General features: G+C 42.8%; 20 protein-coding genes and 1 pseudogene. 15 read left to right on the top strand and 6 right to left on the bottom strand.

What is annotated here, in order from left to right; genetic code table 11:
• Positions 1 to 95: 95 nt before the first annotated feature.
• A complete protein-coding gene (gene gltB, locus ABC374_RS22150) occupies positions 96 to 4,646 on the top strand; it encodes a glutamate synthase large subunit (protein ID WP_413019788.1) in 4,551 nt (1,516 codons plus the stop codon).
• Between the two features lie 16 nt (positions 4,647 to 4,662).
• The gene (gltD, locus tag ABC374_RS22145; protein WP_350300339.1) at positions 4,663 to 6,144 is read left to right on the top strand and encodes a glutamate synthase small subunit; all 1,482 of its coding nucleotides are present in this window, start codon (positions 4,663 to 4,665) and stop codon (positions 6,142 to 6,144) included.
• 266 nt (positions 6,145 to 6,410) lie between these two features.
• Here gltD and ABC374_RS22140 read toward each other — a convergent pair whose 3' ends face one another.
• From ABC374_RS22140 to ABC374_RS22130, 3 genes are all read right to left on the bottom strand, one after another.
• On the bottom strand, positions 6,411 to 6,977 hold the full coding sequence (locus ABC374_RS22140; RefSeq protein ID WP_413019787.1) for an MEDS domain-containing protein: 567 nt from the start codon (positions 6,975 to 6,977) through the stop codon (positions 6,411 to 6,413).
• Between the two features lie 123 nt (positions 6,978 to 7,100).
• Complete coding sequence (locus ABC374_RS22135; protein WP_413019786.1) at positions 7,101 to 7,736, bottom strand: FusB/FusC family EF-G-binding protein; 636 nt, start codon at positions 7,734 to 7,736, stop codon at positions 7,101 to 7,103.
• A 159-nt stretch (positions 7,737 to 7,895) separates the two neighbouring features.
• Entirely contained in the window at positions 7,896 to 8,159 is a 264-nt protein-coding gene (locus tag ABC374_RS22130; protein ID WP_350300329.1) for a CD3324 family protein, read from the bottom strand.
• A gap of 358 nt (positions 8,160 to 8,517) precedes the next feature.
• On the opposite strand from ABC374_RS22130, the gene ABC374_RS22125 reads away from it, so the two are divergent.
• Positions 8,518 to 9,162: an SDR family oxidoreductase gene (locus ABC374_RS22125; RefSeq protein ID WP_413019785.1), complete on the top strand. Its 645-nt coding sequence runs from the start codon at positions 8,518 to 8,520 to the stop codon at positions 9,160 to 9,162.
• Positions 9,163 to 9,200: 38 nt separating this feature from the next.
• On the opposite strand, the gene ABC374_RS22120 is transcribed toward ABC374_RS22125, so the two are convergent.
• A complete protein-coding gene (locus ABC374_RS22120) occupies positions 9,201 to 9,767 on the bottom strand; it encodes a sugar O-acetyltransferase (RefSeq protein ID WP_413019784.1) in 567 nt (188 codons plus the stop codon).
• A gap of 364 nt (positions 9,768 to 10,131) precedes the next feature.
• On the opposite strand from ABC374_RS22120, the gene brnQ reads away from it, so the two are divergent.
• The 4 genes from brnQ to ABC374_RS22100 all read left to right on the top strand — a co-directional run bounded on the left by brnQ (position 10,132) and on the right by ABC374_RS22100 (position 15,301).
• On the top strand, positions 10,132 to 11,463 hold the full coding sequence (gene brnQ, locus ABC374_RS22115) for a branched-chain amino acid transport system II carrier protein (protein ID WP_413019783.1): 1,332 nt from the start codon (positions 10,132 to 10,134) through the stop codon (positions 11,461 to 11,463).
• Between the two features lie 121 nt (positions 11,464 to 11,584).
• Entirely contained in the window at positions 11,585 to 12,451 is an 867-nt protein-coding gene (locus ABC374_RS22110; RefSeq protein WP_350300325.1) for an ATP-binding protein, read from the top strand.
• Between the two features lie 15 nt (positions 12,452 to 12,466).
• Entirely contained in the window at positions 12,467 to 14,383 is a 1,917-nt protein-coding gene (locus ABC374_RS22105; protein WP_413019782.1) for a vWA domain-containing protein, read from the top strand.
• A 222-nt stretch (positions 14,384 to 14,605) separates the two neighbouring features.
• Positions 14,606 to 15,301, top strand: a complete 696-nt coding sequence (locus ABC374_RS22100) for a hypothetical protein (RefSeq protein WP_413020422.1) — start codon at positions 14,606 to 14,608, stop codon at positions 15,299 to 15,301.
• 51 nt (positions 15,302 to 15,352) lie between these two features.
• On the opposite strand, the gene ABC374_RS22095 is transcribed toward ABC374_RS22100, so the two are convergent.
• Positions 15,353 to 15,472 (bottom strand): DUF4023 family protein, encoded by a 120-nt coding sequence (locus ABC374_RS22095; RefSeq protein ID WP_048686276.1) that lies wholly within the window; start codon positions 15,470 to 15,472, stop codon positions 15,353 to 15,355.
• 527 nt (positions 15,473 to 15,999) lie between these two features.
• Here ABC374_RS22095 and ABC374_RS22090 point away from each other — a divergent pair.
• The 8 genes and pseudogenes from ABC374_RS22090 to eutC form a co-directional block, all read left to right on the top strand.
• A complete protein-coding gene (locus ABC374_RS22090) occupies positions 16,000 to 16,602 on the top strand; it encodes a hypothetical protein (RefSeq protein WP_413019781.1) in 603 nt (200 codons plus the stop codon).
• A 91-nt stretch (positions 16,603 to 16,693) separates the two neighbouring features.
• On the top strand, positions 16,694 to 16,981 hold the full coding sequence (locus ABC374_RS22085; RefSeq protein WP_413019780.1) for a hypothetical protein: 288 nt from the start codon (positions 16,694 to 16,696) through the stop codon (positions 16,979 to 16,981).
• A gap of 429 nt (positions 16,982 to 17,410) precedes the next feature.
• The gene (locus ABC374_RS22080; RefSeq protein ID WP_413019779.1) at positions 17,411 to 18,787 is read left to right on the top strand and encodes a sensor histidine kinase; all 1,377 of its coding nucleotides are present in this window, start codon (positions 17,411 to 17,413) and stop codon (positions 18,785 to 18,787) included.
• A 9-nt stretch (positions 18,788 to 18,796) separates the two neighbouring features.
• Positions 18,797 to 19,381 carry an ANTAR domain-containing response regulator gene (locus tag ABC374_RS22075; RefSeq protein ID WP_413019778.1) on the top strand — a complete coding sequence of 195 codons (585 nt, stop codon included), beginning with the start codon at positions 18,797 to 18,799 and terminating at the stop codon, positions 19,379 to 19,381.
• A gap of 140 nt (positions 19,382 to 19,521) precedes the next feature.
• Complete coding sequence (gene eutH, locus ABC374_RS22070) at positions 19,522 to 20,793, top strand: ethanolamine utilization protein EutH (protein ID WP_413019777.1); 1,272 nt, start codon at positions 19,522 to 19,524, stop codon at positions 20,791 to 20,793.
• Positions 20,794 to 20,811: 18 nt separating this feature from the next.
• Positions 20,812 to 22,218: an ethanolamine ammonia-lyase reactivating factor EutA gene (locus tag ABC374_RS22065; RefSeq protein ID WP_413019776.1), complete on the top strand. Its 1,407-nt coding sequence runs from the start codon at positions 20,812 to 20,814 to the stop codon at positions 22,216 to 22,218.
• Positions 22,219 to 22,238: 20 nt separating this feature from the next.
• On the top strand, positions 22,239 to 23,603 hold the full coding sequence (locus ABC374_RS22060; RefSeq protein ID WP_413019775.1) for an ethanolamine ammonia-lyase subunit EutB: 1,365 nt from the start codon (positions 22,239 to 22,241) through the stop codon (positions 23,601 to 23,603).
• A 32-nt stretch (positions 23,604 to 23,635) separates the two neighbouring features.
• Positions 23,636 to 24,361, top strand: a pseudogene (eutC, locus tag ABC374_RS22055) (ethanolamine ammonia-lyase subunit EutC); the annotation flags it as partial.
• A gap of 504 nt (positions 24,362 to 24,865) precedes the next feature.
• Here eutC and ABC374_RS22050 read toward each other — a convergent pair.
• Complete coding sequence (locus ABC374_RS22050; protein ID WP_413019774.1) at positions 24,866 to 25,591, bottom strand: DUF4261 domain-containing protein; 726 nt, start codon at positions 25,589 to 25,591, stop codon at positions 24,866 to 24,868.
• Positions 25,592 to 25,829 lie beyond the last annotated feature (238 nt).

Below are 25,829 nucleotides of genomic sequence, written 5' to 3'. Positions count from 1 at the left end.
ATTCTACTAGAATTATATATTGTTTATATCGATTTGAAAACCTAGAATAAATGTAAGTGACATAACGGTGTAAGAATACGATGGGGGCGATTAATATGACATACAATCAAATACCAAAAGCACAAGGGCTCTACCATCCTGAATTTGAACATGATGCATGTGGGATCGGTTTATACGCTCATTTAAAAGGGCTTGCTACACATGACATCGTCAAACAAGGACTGAATATGCTGTGCCAATTAGATCATCGCGGCGGACAAGGCAGCGATCCCCTTACAGGAGATGGCGCAGGATTAATGGTACAGATTCCTGATGAATATTTCAGGCTGGCATGCCCGGAAATGAACTTGCCGGCAAAAGGACGCTATGGTGTAGGCATGCTCTTTTTCTCTAACAATGATGATGAACGGAATGAAATCGAAGCTCGTTTGAATGCATTTATCGAACAAGAGGGCCAAACGTTATTAGGCTGGAGAACGGTTCCTGTTGATGCAACGAAAATCGGGGAGGTCGGCAAGGAGACATGTCCGACGATCCGCCAAGTATTCATCGGGGCAAGCGTAGAGATGACCGATGATTTAGCTTTTGAGCGTAAATTGTTCGTTATCAGAAAACAAGCTGAAAACTGGGCTCGTGAACGCGGCAATCGTTTTTATTTTGCCAGCCTTTCAAGTGCTACGATCGTATACAAAGGATTGTTGACGCCAGAACAGGTGGATGCTTTTTATCTTGATCTTCAACAGGAGTCTTTCGTTTCGGCTTTCGCTTTAGTGCATTCCCGCTTCAGCACGAATACTTTTCCTAGTTGGGAACGGGCACATCCAAACCGTTACCTGATCCATAATGGTGAAATCAATACGCTTAGAGGTAATGTGAATTGGATGAAAGCGCGTGAGCAGCAGTTTGTTTCGGAAGCATTCGGGGATGACCTGCAAAAGGTCCTGCCCATTCTGGATATAGACGGCAGTGATTCCTCGATTCTTGATAATGCACTTGAATTCTTCGTGCTTGCCGGGCGTAAACCAGCACATGCGGCGATGATGCTCATTCCTGAACCATGGACGGAAAATCCGCATATGACGAAGGAAAAGAAGGCATTTTACGAATATCATAGCATGCTCATGGAGCCATGGGATGGTCCGACGGCCATATCCTTTACGAATGGCAAGCAAATCGGTGCCATCCTGGATCGTAATGGTTTAAGGCCGGCAAGGTATTATGTGACTAAAGATGATTACATCATTTTCTCCTCTGAAGTCGGCGTGATCGATGTGGAGCCGGAGAATGTATTATATAAAGATCGTTTAAGCCCAGGCAGAATGCTTTTAATAGATTTAGAGGAAGGCCGTATTGTTTCCGATGAAGAGATCAAGTCGGAAATGGCTCAGGAAAATCCTTACCAGCAATGGCTGGACGAACAGCTTGTTCAATTAAGTGACGAAGAACCTGTGCTCGAAGGGGAGCCATTGAGTGATTTACTATTCAGGCAAAAAGCGTTTGGATACACGTATGAAGATGTCCAAAAATATTTACTGCCGGTCATTAATGAAGGCAAAGATCCGCTGGGCAGCATGGGGAATGACATTCCGTTAGCGGTCTTATCGGATCGCCCGCAATCGCTATTCAACTATTTCAAGCAATCCTTTGCACAGGTAACCAACCCGCCAATCGATTCGCTTCGTGAACAGATCGTCACGTCAACGATGACATTCCTCGGTGCGGAAGGAGATTTGCTGAAACCGGATGAAACGAACAGCCGCCGCATTCAATTGGATTCACCTGTGTTGACGCCAGGTCAAATGCAGCAGTTGAAAGAAAATGCCTATCCTGAATTCAGGAGCAAAGTCATTTATACTTTATTTTCAGAAGATTTAGATTGCGAACTTGATCGCATCTGCCGTGAAGCGGAACAAGCGATCGCTGATGGTGTCAGCCTTTTGATTTTATCTGACAAGGATATGAGCAAGGAAAAAGCTGCGATTCCTTCCCTGCTGGCTGCGAGCGCCCTTCATCAGGAGCTGATTCGTCATGGGAATCGTACGAAAGTGAGCATTATCGTTGAATCGGGGGAAGCAAGGGAGGTCCATCATTATGCGTCCCTGATCGGGTATGGAGTGGATGCGATTTACCCATATCTTGCTTATGAAACATATAAGCAGGCGGTATTGGAAGGCAGTTTGGCCATCAGCTACGAAGAAACGGTGAGGAAATATGTACGCTCGTTGACGGAAGGCATCGTAAAAGTGATGTCGAAAATGGGGATTTCAACGATTCAAAGTTATCGCGGAGCGCAAATTTTCGAAGCGGTCGGAATCGGTGCTGATGTGATTGAACGCTATTTCAGCGGTACGGCATCGCAGCTTAGTGGGATCGATTTGGAAACGATCGCAGATGAAGCGTTGATACGTCATAGGAAAGCTGCAGCTGATTCCCTTGACCAAACTCTTGAAAGCGGAAGTGATTTTCAATGGAGAAAAACAGGGGAACATCATGCTTTCAATCCGAAAACGATCCATACACTGCAATGGGCCTGCCGGAAAGGCGATTATAATTTATTTAAGCAATATTCAAACTTGGCGAATGAAGAGAGACTCGGTTTTTTACGGAATTTATTCTCGTTCGATCAAAAACGCCAAAGTATTTCTATAGATGAAGTGGAATCCGTGGAATCCATCGTCAGCCGATTCAAAACGGGTGCGATGTCATTCGGTTCATTGAGTCAGGAAGCACATGAAACATTAGCGATTGCGATGAACCGTTTAGGCGGAAAAAGCAATAGCGGTGAAGGCGGGGAACACCCTGGCCGTTACCAACTGGATGAAAACGGCGATGACCGCCGCAGCGGAATTAAACAAATTGCGTCCGGTCGTTTTGGAGTGAAAAGCCATTACCTTGTTAATGCTGATGAACTTCAAATCAAAATGGCGCAAGGTGCAAAGCCGGGTGAAGGCGGCCAGCTGCCTGGAAACAAAGTATACCCTTGGGTCGCAGAGGTCCGTGGTTCCACACCGGGTGTCGGCCTGATTTCACCGCCTCCGCATCATGATATCTATTCGATTGAAGATCTGGCACAGCTGATCCATGATTTGAAAAATGCGAACCGTGATGCCAGGATCAGCGTCAAGCTTGTGTCAAAAGCAGGCGTAGGCACGATTGCAGCCGGTGTGGCCAAAGGAGCCGCAGATGTCATCGTTATCAGCGGGTATGATGGCGGTACGGGTGCATCACCAAAAACGAGTATCAAACATACTGGTCTTCCTTGGGAGCTGGGACTTGCGGAAGCACACCAAACATTGATGCTGAATGGCCTGCGCAGCCGTGTAGTCCTTGAAACGGATGGAAAATTAATGACGGGACGCGATGTGGTCATGGCAGCTATCCTTGGAGCGGAAGAATTCGGCTTTGCTACAGCACCGCTTGTGGTTCTTGGCTGTGTGATGATGCGTGCTTGCCATTTGGATACATGTCCTGTCGGGGTAGCTACTCAAAACCCTGAGCTTCGCAGCAAATTCACAGGAGATCCGGATCATGTCGTGAATTTCATGCGCTTCATCGCTGAGGAAGTTCGGGAAACGATGGCTGAGCTTGGTTTTAGAACACTGGAAGAAATGGTCGGCCGCACTGACGTTTTACAAGTGAGCGAGCGGGCACAAAACCATTGGAAAGCGAAGCATCTGGACTTGACGACACTACTTTTTCAACCTGAGGGGATACGTACGTATCAACTTCCTCAAAACCATAAAATAGATGAATCCTTGGATATCCGTGAGATTTTACCTGTTGTGGAGCCTGCTTTAAATGATCAAACCCAGGTGGATGCCAGCTTCCCGATTACAAACGTGAACCGTGTGGTCGGAACGATTGTCGGCAGTGAAGTATCCAAACGCTATGGTGAAGAAGGGTTGCCGGAAGATACGATCACACTTCGTTTTACGGGATCGGCGGGCCAGAGCTTCGGTGCGTTCATTCCAAAAGGGATGTCGATGTATTTGACAGGTGATGTCAATGACTATGTTGGGAAAGGCTTATCTGGCGGAAAAATCATTGTCACGGCACCTTCTGGCAATCAGATCGAGGCCGGGGACAATGTAATTGCCGGAAATATCGCCTTATACGGTGCTACAAGCGGCGAGGCCTACATTAATGGCCGTGCGGGAGAACGATTTGCCGTAAGGAACAGTGGAGTCAATGTCGTCGTTGAAGGAATTGGAGACCATGGCTGTGAGTATATGACAGGAGGACGCGTGGTCATTCTGGGCGACGTCGGCAAAAACTTTGCGGCAGGCATGTCAGGCGGCATCGCTTATGTACTCGCTGATGATGCAGAAGAATTCAAGGCATTATGCAATGGTGAAATGATAGAATTCGAGACACTTGATGATATGGATGATGCAAAAGAGGTAAAAGAAATGCTTTACAGCCACCTTCATTATACAGAAAGTGCCAAAGCATCGTATGTATTGGAGAACTGGGAGGATTTCGCTAAGAAATTCGTAAAAGTCATTCCGAAAGATTACAAACGGATGATCAAAAGCATCAATGAGCAGAAGCGTGCAGGGCTGACGGATGAAGAAGCGATCATGAGTGCTTTTCAAGCAAATGCCGTTCAAGATAAAAAAATCACTAAACAAGCTGTGATGCAGTAAGGAAGGGGAGAGAAAGATGGGAAAAGCAACAGGATTTATGGATTATCCGCGAGAAAAACCAAAAGACCGGAATCCTCTCACTCGTTTAAACGACTGGAGAGAGTATACAGCTCCTTTCTCTGATGAAAAGTTAAGTACACAGGGAGCGCGGTGTATGGACTGCGCCACCCCTTTCTGCCATATGGGCATGGAATTGAACCGAGTCACAACGGGCTGTCCGATTCATAATCTGATTCCGGAATGGAATGATTTGGTGTACCGCGGCAGATGGAAAGAAGCATTGGACCGTTTATCGAAAACGAATAATTTCCCTGAATTCACCGGGCGCGTCTGCCCGGCCCCTTGTGAAGGGTCTTGTACGGTAGCGATAAGCGATCCTGCCGTTACCATCAAGAACATTGAACGGACCATCATCGATAAAGGATTTGAAAATGGCTGGATCACGCCTCGCATCCCTGAAAGCAGGACCGGCAAGAAAATTGCCATCATCGGTTCAGGCCCGGCAGGATTGGCGAGTGCCGACCAGTTGAATCAAGCAGGTCATTCGGTCACGGTTTATGAGCGTTCAGACCGTGCAGGCGGGCTGTTGACATACGGTATCCCTAACATGAAGCTTGAAAAAGATGTCGTTGCACGCCGAATCAAATTATTGACCCAGGAAGGCATCGACTTCATTACCAATACAGAAGTAGGCAAAGATATTTCAGCCGAAGAACTGCAAGATCAATATGATGCAGTCATCCTTTGCACAGGTGCCCAAAAGCAGCGTGACCTGAAAATTGAAGGCCGAGGGGCAACAGGCATTCACCTTGCAATGGATTACTTAACGACTTCGACAAAAAGCCTGTTGGACTCCAATTTTGAAGACGGCAAGTTTTTAGACACTAAGGGGAAGGACGTCATCGTAATCGGCGGCGGGGATACAGGAGCTGACTGTGTTGCAACTGCTCTTCGCCAGGAATGTAAGAGCGTCGTACAATTCGGGAAGCATCCAATCCTTCCGACGGCCCGTACATCTGATAATATGTGGCCAGCCTACCCGAATGTGTTTTCCCTCGATTATGCGTATGAAGAAGCGGAAGCGAAATTCGGTGCAGATCCGCGTCAATATTCAATCCAAACAAAGAAGATTGTAGCCGATGAAAATGGCAACGTTAAAGAATTGCACACAATCTCAATGGAAAAAATCAAAGGCGATGACGGAATGTACATTTTCAGGGAAGTTCCAGGAACTGAAAAAGTATGGCCTGCACAATTCGTTTTCATCGCAATCGGATTTGAAGGAACGGAAATGCCGCTATTAACTCAATTTGGCGTAGAAACAGTAAATCAAAAAATTGATGCCGTTTATGGCGATTACAGAACCAACGTCGAAGGAGTTTTCGCTGCCGGAGATGCAAGGAGAGGGCAAAGCCTCATCGTTTGGGCAATCAATGAAGGCCGTGAAGTGGCAAGAGAAGTGGACCGCTACTTGATGGGCGCATCGGTATTGCCATAATTTTAAAAAAAGAAGTGCCATAATGGTGCTTCTTTTTTTTGTGGTGGGAAATGTGGTACTCACGAGTAAAAAGTTGGAATTCACGAGTAAATGGTGGAAACTCACGAGTAAAACGCCAAAACTCACGAGTAAATGCCCTGAATTCACGAGTAAAACGCTGAAACTCACGAGTAAAGCACAAAACTCAAAAAGTAACTAACCAAAATTTTCAATAATGCAACGGAAAACAACACGCCTAGGGGAATTCCTAAGCGTGTTGTGTATTATTACAAGCTAGATGGCAAGTATTGTTCACAGATGATGATATCCTCGTCTTTTAGGATATAAGGATGTGTTTCCAGCAATATGGTTTTGAGATAGTCTGGCATTCTCTCACTTTTGTACGCACAAATTAATGGGAAAGAAAGCTGATTTACAGCTTCTTCTACTGTTCTTTCAAATTCCTCTATGATGTGCAGCGGCTCTTCCAGGGTTGCCCATTCCACATGTGCCCATGATCGGAAAGAGATTTTATTTTCCACATAGGGCTGTACCATTTTATTAAAGTATTCTTCGATTGCAGGAGGATGATAACTGCCGCTTGAGCAATAGAAATCGAAGTTGTTCACAAAGTGAAGGAGCTCCATTTGATCGTTCGTTAACCGAGTGCTTAGTTCTTTATGAATAATGGAGTAAATACGGTCATTTTCAACAAGAATGACATAATCTCCCGCTGCGATGCCATCTTGGATATAACTTAAAACTTGTTTAATGTAATTTTCCATTTCAGTATAGGAATATAGCACATGAACATTTTTTTGGTCTTCAAACAACTGATTCATTTTGCTTTTCAATATATCAATCCTTCTTTCATGTATCGCTTAAATTATACTTGAATTCTATAAGCAAGACAAAATGAGGATTTTTTAACAAGAACGAAAAGCAATCCTTCGCTTTTGAAGGATTGCTTTTCCGTATTATTTCAGCCGTTCAATCAGATCGGTCATTTTATCCAAAGTGGTTATGTTCTGGTTGCATTTCATACTGTCCAGACAAATATAATTCCCTTTTTTAATGAATGTCCCTTGGATGGTTCCTTTTGTTTCAGACATGAACATCCCTACTTCTTCAAAACGGCTGCATATGGCACAGATCCCTTTTTTGTTGGCAGGTTTAATGGTTCCATGTAATCCGGTGAGTTTATTATGATGGGGTGCAATGATGAATTTCTTTCCGGATCCCACATCATCCCATCCCAGGTATGAAATCTCTCTCAAATCGATGTTTTCCAACAAAGGGGTTTTTAATTTCTTTGCTTTAGGAAATAATTTTTTTATCGTTTTTTCGGTTACTTCTTTAAATGGAATCACAAATGGTTTTACCTGTAAGAGAAAGGCTTCGGCTTGTGCGGGATCTTTAATGGTATCTACTGGATCCAGCAGTTGTTTTTGCTCTTCGTTCAAGTCACTGAATAAGCTTAATACTCTTTCTTTGGCGACTGTTTTCAGGGTGTTGATCACATCCTTATCGTTGGCAGTCGCGTGTCCATTTATGAGAATCTGTGTTTGGGATTTTATGAAGTTATACTGCTCGCTCCTGATAAAAGGTTCCATTTTCTTCACTCCTGTTTCTGTTGCTCGATACTTTTCACAGTATACCGTTTCTCTTTACTTTACAGAAATCGGATCTGCTTTAAAAGGGAGAAAACGAGTAAGAAACATACTCGGCATACGAATAGCACTGATATCATTATCAGTGCTACCCATGCAATCCTATTTAGAATAAACGATTTTCTTGATGGTTTCCGCGGAGAGAAAATGTTCCTCGGCTAATTGATGGATGGTATGCCCGTGTTTGAATGCATATTTTATAGAGGCATTTCTGTCATCGATCAATTCCCTTGATCCCGATCGGGTTCCCCATTTGTGATGGGAAGTTTCAGGTTTAGGGATATATATGGTTTCACCTTGCACATATTTTTGAATTTCAACGATCAGCTTTTCAGGTAAAACGGCCGTCGCTTTTACATATTTCATTTCTGCCAGCCCCTTATTCTTTATTAAGAATGAAATAAGGTGCAAAGCCGAATATTAGAAATGATAAGGCGGGCGATTAAATTTAGCTTAATTCAACCCCATGCAAAGTATCGCCTCCAATACTAGGCTTTGCATGAGACGCTGCAGAAGGTGGCATTAACATTCTTATTGCCATCTTTACACCTCCCCTTTGTGTTTCTGAAGAACACTTATTGTTCTTATTATAAAATATATAAGAGTGGTTGCCAAACTTTTTCCAATGTTAAAGCAGAATCGCCGGGCTGATTGTTTGATAATGTTCTGAGTCCATGAAATAATTTGAATGGAAACCAAACTAACCATTATGGGAGCTGACTTTATGAAAGTATTCGTAGTTGGGGCAAATGGGCAGATCGGTAAACATCTTGTGGATTTATTAAAAGATAGCCCGGAACATAGTGTACGGGCAATGGTTCGCAAAGAAGAACAAAGTAAGTCTTTAGAGAAAAATGGAATTGAATCTGCAGTCGTCAGTTTAACTGGATCTGTGGATGAGATTGCGAATGCGGCAAAAGGCTGTGATGCCATCGTATTCACAGCAGGATCAGGAGGGAGCACCGGTGCTGATCAAACGCTGTTGATTGATCTGGATGGTGCAGTTAAAACGATTGAAGCGGCAGAAAACTTGGGAATCAACCGATTTATCATGGTGAGTGCTTTTCAGGCCAATAATCGCGATAACTGGAATGAGGCCATCAAACCGTATTATGTGGCCAAGCACTATGCGGATAGGGCATTGTTACAAAGCGATTTAAATTATACGATCATTCGGCCTGGCGGTCTGGTGAATGAACCGGGAACGGGCAAAGTGACCGCCGCCGAGGAATTGGAAAGAGGTTCGATTACCCGTGAAGATGTGGCTCGAACGATTCTTGCTTCATTGAACGAAGAAAATACCTATAAGCGTTCATTTGATTTAATCTCTGGCGATACTGCAATCGCGGAAGCATTGAGGAAAATTTAACGAAAAACAAGGGGCAGAGCCACTCAAGTGGGCTCTGCTTATTTAATTCCTTCAATATGCTTGATGACCTTCGCTGGGTTTCCGCCGACAACAACGCCTTCAGGAACATCCTTTGTTACGACGGCTCCTGAGGCGACGACGGAATGACTCCCTATTGTAACGCCAGGATTGATGATGGCCCTTCCGCCAATCCATACATGATCCCCTATCGTAACCGGTTTTCCGTATTCCACTCCAGAACTGCGTTCAAAGGGATCCAGTGGATGTGTGGCGGTATAGATATGCACTCCGGGAGCCAACATGCAGTCCCTGCCAATTTTCACTTCACAAACATCCAAAATGACACAATCAAAATTAGCATAAAAGTTTTCCCCGACAGAAATGTTGTATCCATAGTCACAACGGAAAGTGGGTTCAATATATACATTTAGCCCAGTGGAACCTAAAAGCCGTTTCAGCAGTGCAGTCCGTTCATCTCCTTCGCTTTCCGTTGTCTGATTGTATAACCGGGTCAACTTTCTGGCACTTTCCCTATCTTTTATTAATTCCGGATCAGCGGCCATGTAAGGTTTCCCGCTTACCATTTTTTCTTTTTCAGTATTCATGTTTACTCCTCCTGTTTCTTTGTTTTTTGTATAGTTTAGATAGATATCTGAATATTAAAACATTTTTCCTGCAAAATAAATTGCAGTACTTTTTACTCAACTTTTCTGTTGAATCTAAATGCCTCTCTCGTTTTCTTAAAAAGAAGTAAGAAAAGAAAGATTTTTCCGAATAATGAATGAAATAGCTTTGACAAACGTTCCGCCGGATTTTATAGTAAGAAGAGTTATGGATGATTCATAGTTTCATGAAGGTCCATTTTAACAGATAAGTAGAATGGTTCGAAGTTCATGTCATTTTATTTTAGGAAATTGTGGACAACTCTTTTCTTCGTTAAGATAATCAAAAAACAATGGAGGGCTCTATATGTCACAGAAAGCACCGCTGTCTTTTGTCATTGTAACAGGATTAATGCTTTTTGCTTTATTTTTTGGTGCAGGAAACTTAATTTTCCCTGCCATGCTCGGTCAATCCGCGGGGACCAATTTATGGTCGGCCAGTTTAGGATTCATCATTACTGGTGTTGGACTGCCATTCATTACAATATTGGCCTTTGGTTTTTCAGGCAAAAATGATGTTCAATCGCTTGCAAGCAGGGCACACCCGTTATTCGGCATCATTTTCACAGTCGTTCTTTATTTATCTTTGGGACCGCTGTTCGCGCTTCCCAGAACGGGGAGTGTATCCTACGAAATAGGGATTAAACCTTTCCTATCTAATGATGTCGGTTTTTTACCATTGCTAATATTCACGATCATATACTTTGGGATTGCCTGTTTATTATCCATCAATCCATCAAAAATGCTCGATATCGTCGGAAAAATATTAACGCCTTTATTATTGATTTTCATCGGGATTCTCATTGTGGTCGCAATTATTAACCCAATGGGTGAAATCCAATCACCAGCGGCAAATTATTCAGATAATTCTTTCTTCAAGGGGTTTAAAGAAGGATATTTGACCATGGATACGCTGGCCGGATTTGCATTTGGGATCATCGTCATCAATGCGATCAAAGATAGAGGGATAACATCAAGAAAAGAAGTGTTGGGCTTCTGTCTGAAAGCCGGCTTAATAGCTGCCACCTTGTTGGTGATCGTTTATGCGTCTATAACTTATGTCGGGGCAACAAGTGTGGAAAAACTCGGTCAACTGGGTAATGGCGGAGACGTTTTGGCCCAAGCCTCGAATCATTTTTTTGGACCGGCTGGTGCCGTGTTGTTAGGGTTGATTGTGATCGCTGCTTGCCTGACGACAAGCGTCGGTTTGATAACGGCTTGTGCTACGTATTTCAATAAAATACTGCCTGCCGTATCGTATAAATCATATGTCGTCATCTTCTCCGTTTTCAGTGCGGCTGTTGCCAATGTAGGTTTGACCAAGCTGATTTCCATTACAGTGCCTGTGTTAACGGCGCTTTATCCCGTGGCGATCGTTTTGATTGTTCTTACGTTCTTCCATTCCTTATTCAAAGGGAAATCGGAGGTATATTTAGGAAGCTTATTATTAACGGCCATCATCAGCATAATGGATGGAATAGTGGCATCAGGCATTAAACTGGATGCCGTTTCTGACCTTTTCACTCAATACCTTCCACTATATAGTGTAGGGATAGGGTGGGTGATTCCCGCCATCATTGGCGGTGTATTGGGCTATATGGTATACCTATTGAAAGGTGACCCTAAGGAAGCCTATTAAGGGGTATCATTCTCTAACATCGAATCTTGAAAGGAGCTGTCTTGATGACAGCTCCTTTTCTTAGTGTTTGTTTTTAATGGGAAAGAGCCTTAAAATGTTCAGAAAGGGGTGTAGGAACATAATGATCAATCGATTACCAAAAGAAATAGCGAATATTTTACAAACAAGCAAAAAGAATCCTGCTCAATTTGAGGAATTGATCAGGAGCGGCGGATATCTGCCTCCCGAGATGGAGTTGATGGTGGATGCCATAACGGCCTTGAGTATGGGGAAGAATATCCTTTTGAAGGGTCCGACAGGGGCTGGAAAGACAAAGTTTGCCGAGACTTTATCGAACTTATTCAATCAGCCGATGTTCAGCGTCAACTGCTCAGTCGACTTGGATGCCGAAAGCTTATTGGGCTTCAAGACGCTGGCTTACAAAGAGGAAAAACAAGTGATAGAATTCGTACCTGGACCAGTGACCAATTCGATGAATCACGGTCACTTCCTATATATAGATGAAATCAACATGGCAAAACCGGAAACTCTGCCGCTTATCAATGGTGTGCTTGATTACAGAAGGACGATAACGAATCCCTTCACGAATGAAGTCATAACGGCAAAAGAAGGCTTTAATGTGATTGCTGCAATCAACGAAGGGTATGTCGGGACAGTGCCGCTGAACGAAGCGCTAAAAAATAGGTTTGTCGTCATTGAAGTTCCTTATATTGAAGGAGAGCAGTTAAAGCAATTGATAGAAACCAATACAAAGTTGAAGGACCCAAGAAGTATTGATTTGTTCGTTAAACTGTCGAGTGATTTGATAAATGCCGTGAATCAAGGGAAGGTGGCTGAAGATGCGGCGTCAATTAGGGCTTTGCTTGATGCTTGCGATCTAAGTGTGTTGATCCCGCCGAAACGGGCGATTCTTCGTTCCATTGTGGATAAGTTGGACGAGGAACGGGAGCGTGAGTTCGTGAAGAACTTGGCTGACACATTATTCTAACTAGGAGAATGCCTCATGAAGTATATCAGGTTCAATGATTCAATAATAGATACGGCACTTTTTTTACAGCTTCAGGATCTTTCGACTGTTTTATCCGGCATTCCTGAGCTGGAATTCGAATACAATTATGGATCCTTCATTGATCTGATCGAGAATAAGGTCACTGCCAGCCATTTTTGGGAAAATGGCAATAAGGAAGTGAAGGAAGCGGGGCTGAAAACGGACGTGCTTCTTCGAACGATAGGCACGCTGCATCATACCACAATCCGGAGCATGAAGGAGTACCAGGACAGCATCGGGGAAAGTTCCCTTCCGAAGTTTGCAGCCCAATTATTCGCTTTGCTGGAAGATTTGCGATTGGAAGAATTGGTGAAGAAAGAAAGACCAGGCACGAAAAAATGGTTTTCGGTAAGGGGGGCTTACCTTAAACAATATTTCGAAAGCCAATTGGCGACGAATGTCACAAGAAGTTTTGCACTGGATGAATTATACTGCCTCATATATTTACTGCTTCAATCTGACAGGCCGGATCCGATTTTTCCAAGAGCCAATGTAAGGCAGCTTGAAGAACTGGAGAAACTCAAACCGTTCATCCATTCCGTCTTTGAAGCCACTAAAACCAGTGATATCACGAGGATTTGCGAGCAAATCGTTTTCCGTGTCAACGATGGATACGAGGATACGATGAATGAGTATTTCATCTTCCCCATTGCAAAGGTGGAAAAGTATAAGGCAAATACCTTATTTGATGAACTGACTAGAAATGATGAACTGTTGAACGATGATACAGAAGAGGCAGACGAAGAAAAAAGTGAGTTCATTGATGAGAAATTCTCGACTTGGCACCGGGAGAATAAGAACGGCGAGAGCAATTCGACATTTCTTCAATTTGAATTGGAGCAGGGAACGAAAACAAGTCTGATGGGCGGCGGTGCCCGGGAAGCGGAAGATGCCGACCAAGCACTGGCTTCGATCCAGGGTTCATCAGGGGAAAGTCAACAAAAGGAATACAATCAGCAGGAAACGCTGGAGAAGAAACAAACCAATATGGGCAAAAGTGGTGAACATCCATTTGGTGAAGAAAATAAAGACGTCGTTCAGGTAATCAAGGAAGCAAAAATTCCAACAATAACGGAAGAGAGACGCTACCGTGGGTTTGTTGCGGATATCGAACCGTTTAAGAGAAAACTCTCCAGTACAATTGAAAAAACACTGGAAAATAAAAAGAACGCACCAAGAAAAGATTTGGTTTTTGGCCGTTTATCTAAAAAATTACTGCCGCTTGTATTTGAAGAGAATCCTCGGGTTTTTTATAAAAAGAACCAGGATTCAAATGAAATGGATGCCGTATTCACATTGCTTATCGATTGCTCGGCTTCCATGCATAACAAGATGGATGAAACGAAACGAGGAGTGGTCCTGTTTCATGAAGTACTGAAGAAATTAAAGATCCCCCACTCGATCGTGGGATTTTGGGAAGATGCAAATGAAGTGAGAGAAGGATATCAGCCAAACTACTTCCATGTGATCCAATCCCATTCCGATTCTCTTTATCTAAACTCAGGAGCTAAAATCATGCAGCTTGAACCTGAGGAAGACAACCGGGACGGATACAGTATCAGGGTTGCCGCAATGGAATTGGAAAAAAGACGCGAAAAAAACCGTTTCTTGCTCGTATTTTCCGATGGTGAGCCGGCAGCTGCCGATTATGATCAAAATGGCATTGTCGATACACATCTTGCTGTTTCGGAAGCCAGGAAAAAAGGCATAGAAGTCATCGGCCTGTTTTTAGCCGATGGAGGCATCGATGAAAGTGAAGAAATGACTATGAAAAACATCTATGGAAAAGAACGCCTAATGATTCCAAGCGTAGCGGAATTGCCAGAGCAATTTACACCGTTGTTAAAAAAGCTGCTGCTGAAGACCATTTGAGAAATCAAGTTTCCCGCGAAAAGCAAGATTAGAACGGAAAAAGGTATCCTGATTAGAATAAAGAATAAAACACAGTAAGATTCAATGAGATCTTACTGTGTTTTTTGTTTTCATGTCAGTTATTAGCATTAAGTGAATATATTGGTGGAGACTTGAAAAACAACGAATGCGATTTCTTTTGGCGTATTAGGGTAAACCATAAATGAGGAAGTGATCGTTTTGATGAATTTACTTTTTATGTTGCTTTATCTTATAATCATTATTCTTGTTATTGAAATATCGGTCACCTTGATGAAATTGACTGGATTAAAAAGTACAGTGGCAAGATTTCAGGTTATCTCCATGCTGACGGGTACTGGTTTTACAACTGACGAGTCAAAATCGATTATTGATCATCCCGTTCGAAGGAAAATAAGCATGTTCTTGATTTTATTTGGTGCTTTCTCACTTGCTGTCATCATTTCATCGATTAGTACATTGCTTACAGATGATCTCCGCTTGATGGAGTTAAGCATCATTATAGGGATACTGGTGGTCCTGGTGGTTTTAGTGAAAGCTCCATTCCTGAATAATAGATTATCGAATAAGATGAAAAGTGAAATGTACAATCATTATGAATTATGGGAACACCCGATAGAGGAGGTTCTATTTTTAGAAGAGGAAGACGTCGTCATGGAGATCGATATTTATGAGGATTCCGAATTCATCGATGTCAAAGCATTTGATGTCATTTCAGATGGAGCCGACATCAATATTTTATTTATTGAAAGCGGAGAAGTGAAGATCAGGAAAGGGTTATATGAGTATAAAATTAAATTAGGGGATAACCTCTTTTTATATGGAAATAAAAAAGAGATAGAAGAAACATTTTCTAAAGAAATCGAAGAGATGAAGAAGAAAAAAAGTGCATCGGAGTAAAGGGATCCCAGCCTGAAATTTAAGGCTGGGATATTTTAAAGAAGGGCTTCATTAATGTTTTTTATTCGGTAATTTCTGAGCGGGATTCCCATTGCCTTGACGGCGCATATTGCCTTCTTCCTTTTTTTGCTGCTCTTGAATGCTTTCAACAAACTCCTTTGAACTTTTCATGGAATGTACCTCCTCCGTTATTTTCTTTTTTACTATAACCAGAAGAGGTGGAATTCATGAGTATGCAAAAAAGTAACGGTGGTCATATATGGACTTAAAATGGTTACGAAAGTTTAAAGGTGATAAAGACAGACTAAATAACATAAAAATCATGGCAATAAATAAAAAAAGGCAGCCTCTGGATTGACGTAGTTATGAATGATGTATCCATTACACGACCATTTTCCAGCAACAACTTTTGCACGCCCACTAGCATAGCACCAAACGAAACTCCTCGAAATCATTCATTAATAGCCTTCGAAAATTTCTGTTAAGTTTAACCCGGCTAATTAAACCACCAACGATGCTTTTATATAAAAAGTCCTTCCATTTATTAATAAACAAGCTTTTGCTAAAACGCCAGTTACGTGTCTCAAATTTGGGAATTTGAATTTCAAAGATGAAACTCCATGATGCAATTCAGATGATTTAATTGAATTATAAAAAAACCACGTAGCTTGTTTGGGTTTTAGATTAGGAGGGATTATATGAAAAAATTATTAGCAGTTTTAGTTGGTTTTTTAATATGCTTAACGATTATTCCATCATTTATATTTGCTGCTGAAAATGAAGGGGAAAATGCATTAGATTATTCGACCGAGGATTTATTTGGAACTTTTGATTATAATAATATTGAATCGCCAATATTATTCACCGAAGAACCTAAAGTTGAATATAGAGAGTTAATGCAACCAACTAACGGTAAACTATCGTCTCGATCTAGTATCGGATGGAAGGATCATACAAAAGTTTCAAGCTGGACAGAAAAGAGTAAAGTGTTTTTACGTTGGCATCCAGCTTTTTTCGGTAAAAACTACAATATAAGTTATTATAATTTTTCTAATTCAAGTACCTCGATTTCTGTAGCTTTAGGAGGGGCATATAGGAGTGTTTCAGTTTCATATAGTCCTAAAGGTTCCGGGTACTCAATTAAAGCGAACCCGAAAAAATGGAGTAGACCTGCTATCTATGGAGATTTAATCGCTACCAAATATCGGGTAAAATCATATACAGGCGCTGGAAAACTAATAAGCACAACTTATGTAACGTACTATCATACAACAAAAACTTATATAAAAATTTTGTATTAGGATAAAGGGTTGAGATAAAATTTTTAAAAAATCATCTTTATTTTTTCTAGTTGGCATATTATTAGTTGTTTGTTTTGTTAGCAGTGATAAATTGGGATTATTCGAAGATGTACCACCTTCAATTGTTTGGGAAGGACAATCTTATAGAATTACTGATGAATCTGTTGAAATTCAAGATATAGGAAATAATGCAGGGGAAGTTATTCGAAAAATAAGTAGCAATAGCACTCCTGATAACCATGGAGAATCTAATGTTTTAGAAAAGGGAACAAAAATCTTCGAATCTAAAATACAATTTGAGGATGAAAATTATAAGGAATTAGTCATTCAAATAAATAATAAAGAGTATATAAAAGCGTACCCAATGTTAGGAATTTAATAGCAAGGAAAAAATGTTCTCTTTTTTTAAAAAGTGGACATTTTTTCCTTGCTCATCTTTTTACAAAGATTTCTACAGAGCTACATTTAATAGCCTTCTTCCGCTATTGTTGTATCTCATTAAATGCTAATCTATTCACAACTATTTCAATTTGTCCTGTCTTCCGAAGTACAGCAAATATTCCTCAGATGAAGAACGAGAAAGCCCCTCCTGCTACAAGCCTGTAGATATACAGTCAGGGGGTTTGCTGATGTATAGGTGTTTGTTCCACAAGTGAGTTGATTAGAATGTGAATCAATCGTTTTAAATATCGTTATCTATGTTAGAATACATTACATTAGAATATTTTGAATATTGACAAAAATAGGGTCGGTATCTATAATAATCAATAATAATATCCATGAATAAACGTTTATTGGGGTTTTGCCTATGGAACGGACAATGACTGTCCGAGATTTATGTGAGTTGCATACTCATTTACTGGACAGTGATATTCAAATTCTTGAAAACCTATCAACGAATTTATCATTGATAGCTAATTTGAATAAAGCGAATGTGTTTATTGATTGTCCGGTGCGTGAAGGGAAGCATGCCATTGTCGTGGCAGAGGCATGCGGACATTCCGTGAAATCGGTTTATGATCATCCGGTTGTCGGGAAATTTGCCTATAAGGCTTTTGAACCGGCCGTATTTTATGTATTGCGCACCGGAAAGGACATGTTCGTGAATCGGGCATTGACTCAAGAGGGGGCAATGGTCCAGCAAAGTGTCGTTCCAATCAAGGGGGAATGCGATCGGGTCATCGCCGTTTTAATCATGGAAAAGGTGATTCATGAAGAACCTGAAACGTCAAATCAGTTTGATAGGCAAGATCAACAAAATTCCTTGGTTCCTGAATTTATCGAGGAGTCCATTTTCCTGATTAATAATCAAAATCGACTTGTCTATACGAATCCTTCTGCCATTAATTTAGTATCGGAAATATGCATGACGGAATGTATCTTAGGTGAATCGATTTTCGAATATTTTCCTGACTTTGCCGATGTTCTTGCTTCAAAAGAGGACATTTTAATGAAGGAAATGAACATTGGTAAAAAGATTTTCCAAATAAAGAAATTCCATTTGGGCAACAAGAATTCCAATGAAACGTTCATCATCATCCGTGACCTGACTGAACTGCGGGATAAAGAGAGAGAGCTGATCAGCAAATCAGTAGCCATTCGTGAAATTCATCATAGGGTGAAGAATAATTTGCAGACAGTGGCCAGTTTACTTCGGCTGCAAATGAGGATAGGGGCCCCTGAAGAAATCAAGCCCCATTTATTGGTCAGTCTGAACCGGGTGTTAAGCATCTCGTCGGTTTACGAAATCATTTTGGCAAGCAGTCATGCCGACCATGTGGATCTGCTGGAGCTTATTAGGAAAATAGGCGATATGATTGTTCATACGGAGGATCATACCCGTCAAAGCCTAAGCATCGAATATAGTGGTGGTGAGTTTCATTCCATTGATTCCGACATTGGCATATCTGTCGCGCTGGTGGTGAATGAGCTCATCCATAATTGTGTGAAGCATGCTTTCAAGGAAGGGTCGGAAGGGAAGATTACCGTATGCTTTCATAAGGATGGTCCTGAATTGGAAATTCAAGTAAGAGATGATGGCATCGGGTATTCACCTGCAATGAAACCCTCTTTGGGGCTGGATATCATCCGTATGACGGTGGAAAACGATTTGGATGGGGAGTTTTTGATTCATCGGATTAAAGAAGGTACCCTGGCTTCTGTAAGATTTCCATACAAGAGGTAGGTGGGAGAAGTGGTCAAGAGGATTTTGGTCGTGGAGGATGAATCGATTGTTCTGCTTGATATAACGATCATGCTCAAGGATGCAGGCTTCGATGTGGTTGGACATGCCCGTAATGGCGAGAAGGCAATTGAAATGGCACATGCACTACAGCCGGATCTCGTTTTGATGGATATTAAAATGCCTAAAATGAATGGGCTTAAGGCTAGCGATGTGATATCCAATACCTTTCAGATTCCGGTCCTGCTTTTAACTGCATTCAGCCAGCGTGAATATATCGACGAGGCGAAACGCGCGAATATCGTCGGATATCTTGTTAAGCCAATTACGGAGGCGAATTTGATTCCGGCAGTGGAGATAGCATTGCTGCAAGCTGCCAATACAAAGAAGTATCAGGAACGAAATGCTCAATTAGATGAAACGCTCACAAATCGTAAAGTCATTGAAAAGGCAAAAGGTATTATCATGAAAAGGAAGAATGTAACAGAAGAAATCGCTTACAATAAGATGAGAAGGCTTAGTATGGATAAGCAGCTTTCCATGGAGACGGTGGCACGTCGAATCATTGCAAATGATCAAAAACAAGTAAATAGATGAAGCAATGGCGCTTTGATGGACCAAATTGGTTGTAGGCTTTTCTGCCGAAAAACCTAAGTTTGGGCTATAAGAGGCGTCTTTTTTATACCCTTTTTTATAGTCGATAGGCCAAATCAAATCGGAATTCAGGGGGAATATGTATGGAGATGGTAGGTAAAATCGTTATTTACATCATTATGGTGTGTGCTGTTGTCGGTGCTATTGCATCGATTAAAGACAGTGAGCAAGGCTTGGGGAAACAGTTCATGGAAGGTTTGCATACCGTTGGCCATATATTTATTCCGGCAGCTGGAATCATGGCCTCGATCCCTTATTTATCATGGTTCATCAATACAGTATGCGGCCCGGTTTTCGCTGCGATCGGTGCAGATCCAGCCCTCGCCGCAACAACGATTTTGGCGACGGATATGGGGGGTTACCAATTAGCGGCCGAGCTTAAGGAATCATATGAAGGCTGGATCATGGCGATGATTGTCGGCTTTATGTCTGGGGCAACGATTGTATTCTCGATTCCAATGGGGCTTGCGATGCTGGAGAAGCGTGATCATAAATACATGGCACTTGGTGTCATGTCAGGAATCCTGACGATTCCGATTGGCGCTTTTATCTCAAGCGTGCTGGTGGTGGCAACGAATTCGAAAATCCGTGAAGTGATTTCCACGAATGCGGATTCTACATACGAATTCGCGTTGAGCTATTTGAAAATTGCCCTGAATCTTTCTCCTCTTCTTATTTTTGTAATCTTGCTCGCTTTAGGTCTTTATTTCCTGCCGGATTTGATGATCAAAGGTTTCATGTGGTTTGGAAAAATATTGGATGCCGCAATTAAACTTGTACTCGTGTTTTCAATCGTGGAAATTTTTACCGGACTGTTTTCCAATGTATTTGGTACTTGGGGTTTCCATCCGATCATGGCTGATAAGGCAGACCAGTTCCGTGCCCTGGAAACGGCGGGGTATATCGGGATAATGCTGGCAGGTGCATTTCCAATGATTTACCTGATTCAAAAATATGCAGGCAAGCCTTTGGAAGCGATGGGCGGGAAAATTGGGTTGAGCAAAGCTGGGAGTGCAGGGATATTAGCCACGGTAGCAAATATATTAGCAATGTTCAAGCTTGTTAAAGAAATGCCGCCGAAGGATAAGGTCATAAACATTTCCTTCGCTGTGTGTGCGGCCTTCCTATTAGGCGATCATTTATCATTCACAGCCAACTTTCAGCCCTCCTTAATATTACCGATCATTGTCGGAAAGCTATCTGCCGGAGCGATTGGAATCGGTCTTGCTTACTGGCTGTCCGTTCCGAAAGCTTTGGAATTAGAAGAAAAGGATCGTGCAGCAGGAGTTATCGGCATAAATGAATATAAAACGAAAAACGAGGAAGAAAACAGCAATGAAATCCAAGTGGTATAAAACTGGGGTGTGATTTTAATGAATGAAAAGGTGGAACGAATCATCAGTGCAGGAATTGATATTGGCACCAGTACGACGAAACTTGTTATCAGCGAGCTTTCGCTTAGGAATGTGGCGGGTGGCGGACAGGTGCCAAAAATCGAAATTACCGATAAGGAAATTCTGTATCGAAGTCCCATTTTCAGGACCCCGCTTTTATCCGAGACGGTAATTGATATACCTGCTGTTCAAAGAATGGTGGAAAGTGAATACAAAAAAGCAGGAATCACGATCGAAAGCATACAAACAGGGGCTGTCATCATCACTGGGGAAACGGCAACCAAACAAAATGCAGAAGAAATGGTATACCGGTTATCTAAAGCGGCGGGAGAATTCCTTGTAGCGGCAGCCGGTCCGGATTTGGAGGGAATCATTGCCGCCAAGGGATCTGGCGCCTATCAACATTCCATCAAGACAAGAAAGACTGTAGCGAACATAGACATTGGCGGGGGAACGGCGAATATCGCCGTATACCGTTCTGGCATGCTTTGCGGAACTTGCACACTGCATATAGGAGGCCGTTTGGTGGAGTGGGAGGGAGCAAAGGTGAAGGTTGCTCCTTCAATAGGGAAATGGCTGAAATCAAAGGGGTATTCTCCTTTGAATGGTGATGGGGCAATCATCGCAAATGAAATGACTAGGGTGCTATCGAGGTTTTTGGCTGGTTCATTCACAAAAGAAGATGAACTTCTATTAGTGGGGAGGGAGCCATCTTGGACAGGACGAATCGATGTGTTGATGTTCTCGGGCGGTGTCAGTGATTGCATCTATCATGAAGAACGGGAGGACAAAAGCTTCCGGGATATCGGCATGATGCTTGCGGCCTATATTAAGGGAAATGAAGAACTGGCTGCCTGGGAGTGGGAACAGCCCGTTGAAACGGTTCGGGCGACTGTACTTGGAGCAGGCGCACATACAACTGAAATCAGCGGAGCAACCATCGAGGTGAATGATTCTCATCTGCCAGTTCGTAATATCCCAGTCTATCGGGTCGATTTTCATGGCGTGCTTGAGGATGTAACCGCGAAAATGGCACAAGCTGTTAAGGATGCGATCACAATATACGACGCCTTGCAGGAGGGGCTGAATTTTGCTTTTTATTTAACGAATTTACCTTATCAATCATTTCGGGACATTCACCGGCTCGCAGTCGCTTTTACCGAGGCACTGAAGCAAAAACCGAATTGGCGGCAGCCTCTGATCATTGTCATGGATAGTGATTATGGGAAGGCACTTGGTCAAACCATTCTAGCGAACCAACCGGATCTGCCGGTCATCTGCATTGATCAGACAGAAGTCGAACATGGTGATTATTTGGATATAGGAAGGCTGCTGCGGACAGGGGTCGTTCCGGTTGTAGTAAAAACGCTAACCTTTCACAGTTAGGAAAAGGAGGATTATACGAAATGAAATTATCCACTCAATACTTTGGGGAAATCCATCAATTCAAATCGTTGAAAGAAGTCCTGGCCAAAGCGAATGAAGAGAAATCAGGAGATAGGCTTGCGGGAATTGCAGCAGATTCTGTCCAAGAACGGATTGCGGCGAAAGCGGTGCTTAGCGAATTGACTTTGGCGGACATTAGGAACTATCCCTTGCTCTCCCCGGAAGAGGATGAGGTTTCGCGGATCATAGATGGTCTCATCAATGGAACCATCTATCAATCTGTGAAGAATTGGAGCGTTGCCGAGCTGCGTGAATATATTTTGAGTGACGAAACGACCGGTGAAGATTTAATGCGATTAAGCAGGGGATTGAATAGTGAGATGATTGCTGCGGCGGCCAAGCTAATGTCGAACCTCGACCTTATCCATGCAGCCAATAAAATCGAAGTGCTCACCAAGAATAATAGCACGATCGGCTACAAAGGAACGCTTGCTTCGCGCCTTCAGCCTAACCACCCGACTGACAATGTGGATGGCATGCTCGCTTCTTTAAAAGAGGGCCTCTCCTATGGAATCGGGGATGCACTCATTGGAATCAACCCTGTCGATGATTCGGTCGAAAGCGTAAAGCGGCTGCTTCATGCGACACAGGATGTCAACCAGAAGTGGAACATCCCGACCCAAAATTGTGTGCTTGCACATGTGACCACGCAAATGAAGGCCGTACAGCAGGGGGCACCTGCTGATATGATCTTTCAAAGCATAGCCGGAACGGAAACGGCCAATCGCTCTTTTGGAATTAACGTACAATTGCTCGAAGAAGCTAATGCGATCGCGAAGGCCTATGGGACCGGCACAGGCCCGCAGCATCTTTATTTTGAAACGGGGCAAGGCTCCGAGTTATCGGCTGAAGCGCATTTCGGAATCGATCAGGTGACGCTCGAAGCCAGGAACTATGGATTTGCCCGCTATTTTGATCCGTACATTGTTAATACGGTCGTCGGATTCATCGGTCCTGAATATCTATATAACAGCAAGCAGGTCATCCGCGCCGGGTTAGAAGATCATTTCATGGGAAAAATGCATGGACTGCCGATGGGTGTGGATATTTGCTATACGAATCATATGAAGGCGGATCAAAATGATATTGAGGACTTGGGTGTACTTTTAACCGCGGCTGGTGTGAATTTCATCATCGCAACTCCGATGGGTGATGACTGCATGTTAAACTATCAGTCTTTGAGTTACCACGATATAGCAACTTTGAGGCAAACGATGGATAAGCGGCCTGCCCCATTATTTGAAGCTTGGCTGGAGAAGATGGAGATTATGGAGAACGGAAAATTAACGAAGCGTGCCGGTGATCCAACTATATTTAACCATTAGGAGTGGATGATATGGGAATGAATAATAAGGAAGATTTGGATGCCTTGATAGCGAAAACCCCTGCGCGGATAGGTGTAGGCAGGTCAGGGACCCGGCCGAAAACGGATTCTTGGCTGAAATTCCGTTTTGACCATGCGGCGGCCGTCGATGCTGTATATGGTGAAGTCAGTGATATTCTTTTGAAGCGCTTGAATTTATTCAAGGTGAAAACGAAGGCAGATGATAAGGAAGTCTATTTACGGCGTCCGGATTATGGCAGGAAGCTTTCGGATGAAGCAAAGCGGGTGATAGAAGCAAAATGCATAAAGGCTCCAACGGTTCAAATCATCATTTCCGATGGCTTAAGTGCCAAGGCGATCGAAGAAAATGTGGAAGACGTCTATTTATCTTTCAAACAATCTTTGGCAGTGGCAAGTCTGGATACGGGTACACCTTTTTATATTGAAAAGGGCCGGGTTGCCGTGATGGATGATATCGGTGAAATCCTTGGACCTGAGGTCATTGTCCTGCTGATCGGTGAACGGCCTGGTCTGGTAAGTGCTGAATCATTGAGCGCTTACATTTGCTATAAACCACGTTTGGGCACCATTGAAGCGGAGAGGATGGTCATTTCAAACATTCATAAAGGAGGGATTCCCCCGGTTGAAGCTGGGGCACATCTTGGCACGGTCATTCAAAAGATCCTCAAATACCAAGCGAGCGGCATGTCCCTCGTAAAAAAGGAACATGAAGAAGAAAAGCGTGAAAAACTCGGTTGAACAAACATTGTATAAAAATGGAGGTTTGGAGCAGTTTCATTCCAAACCATGATTAAGACTAGGTTATACTTTATGGTTTTGAACGTTGATTTCCACTTCAGGCACTCGCTTTCCGCGGGCGGTCCGGGAGCCTCCTCGGCGCTCTTTGCGCCTGTGGGGTCTCCCTTAGACGCGCTTTTCCCGCAGGAGTCGCGTACCTTCCATTCCAAACAACTGGATTGATTTTTTTAGAAAAACTGTAGTCTGTTCTCATCCCAAAGCATGATTTTATAACCCTTAATGTTTTTTACTGTAATCCCTTATTGGATTGAAGAAATTTGCGACACTCCTGCCGATTAACTGGCTAGCCGAGACCCCACAGGCGCTTGCGTCGAGGAGGCTTTGCAGACAGTCGGCGGAAAGGGAGCGGATTTCTGAAATCAGCTGGTACGTTTTTAAATAAAAACTGCAGGCAAACTCGATTTATTCGAATTTGCCTGCAGTCTGGGGGAGCGAATCGCTCCTCTATTTACTTGTCCCTAAATTCCATAATCCAAACGGGTTGTAGAAGGGATGGTCTTCTTCATATCTAAAGTCCTGAAGGCCAGTCAATATAAAGTCGGGTGCATCTTGCTGAATGCTAAAGGTTTCGCCATTCTTAAAGAGAGGACGTTCACCTACATGGTAATAATTAAATGTGTTAAGCAGAGCAGCCGCCTCTTTCGGACTCATTGTGTTAAGTGTCACGGCATCCGGAAGACCAAAGGCTTTCATTCCGAATGAACAATAATAGTCTTCCTCTCCGATGATCGTGACAAAATGGGCATATACCGAGAGAATATCCGGGCTATGATGAAGATGCTGCCAATCTTCCTTTGAATGGGCAATTCCTGCCGTTTCTATCTTCACTGCCATTCCGCCTGCCCTTAGGATCGCTGCCCCGGCATCGATCAAATCGATAACAGTTCCGGTATCGGATACATCGGCTATTATATAAACGGTAAAGGTATGGTCATTGATTTCCTCTAATGCATTCTCTGAAAAGGCTTCTTTACTGGCGTAGGAAAAGCTCTCCTTTAATGTGGGTTCATAATCATGGATCTCCGCCTGAAAAGTAATGTTTTTATCACTGTTATGAAAAACATTCCCGGCTAACAGATACCCTTCGCTTTGGGAAGCGACCGTTTGAATCAATTCTGTCCGGTCCTTCCATTTACCGGGTATCCCGATGATGATTTGGTTGTCCTTCATGGATCATCTCTCCTTTCCGATCACTTCATACTATACCACTGCTGATGTTTTCCATAGTATTTCAAAAAAAATAGTGCCAAGCACCGATAAATGCCAGTGAGGGATGTGCAGGACTTTTTCAAAATTATACAATTGATGTATAATATAATCTAGTAAACGTATAGCCTATCTTCGTAGGAATTCCCCTTAGGGTTTTCTCATAGGGCCGTATCTTAATAATCTATTCGTATATATCAAT

The sequence above is a fragment of the Peribacillus phoenicis genome (genome assembly GCF_047238085.1).
In the GTDB taxonomy this organism is placed as follows: domain Bacteria; phylum Bacillota; class Bacilli; order Bacillales; family DSM-1321; genus Peribacillus.
Note: the sequence above shows the minus strand (reverse complement) of the source record. Positions and strands in the feature narration are given on the sequence as shown.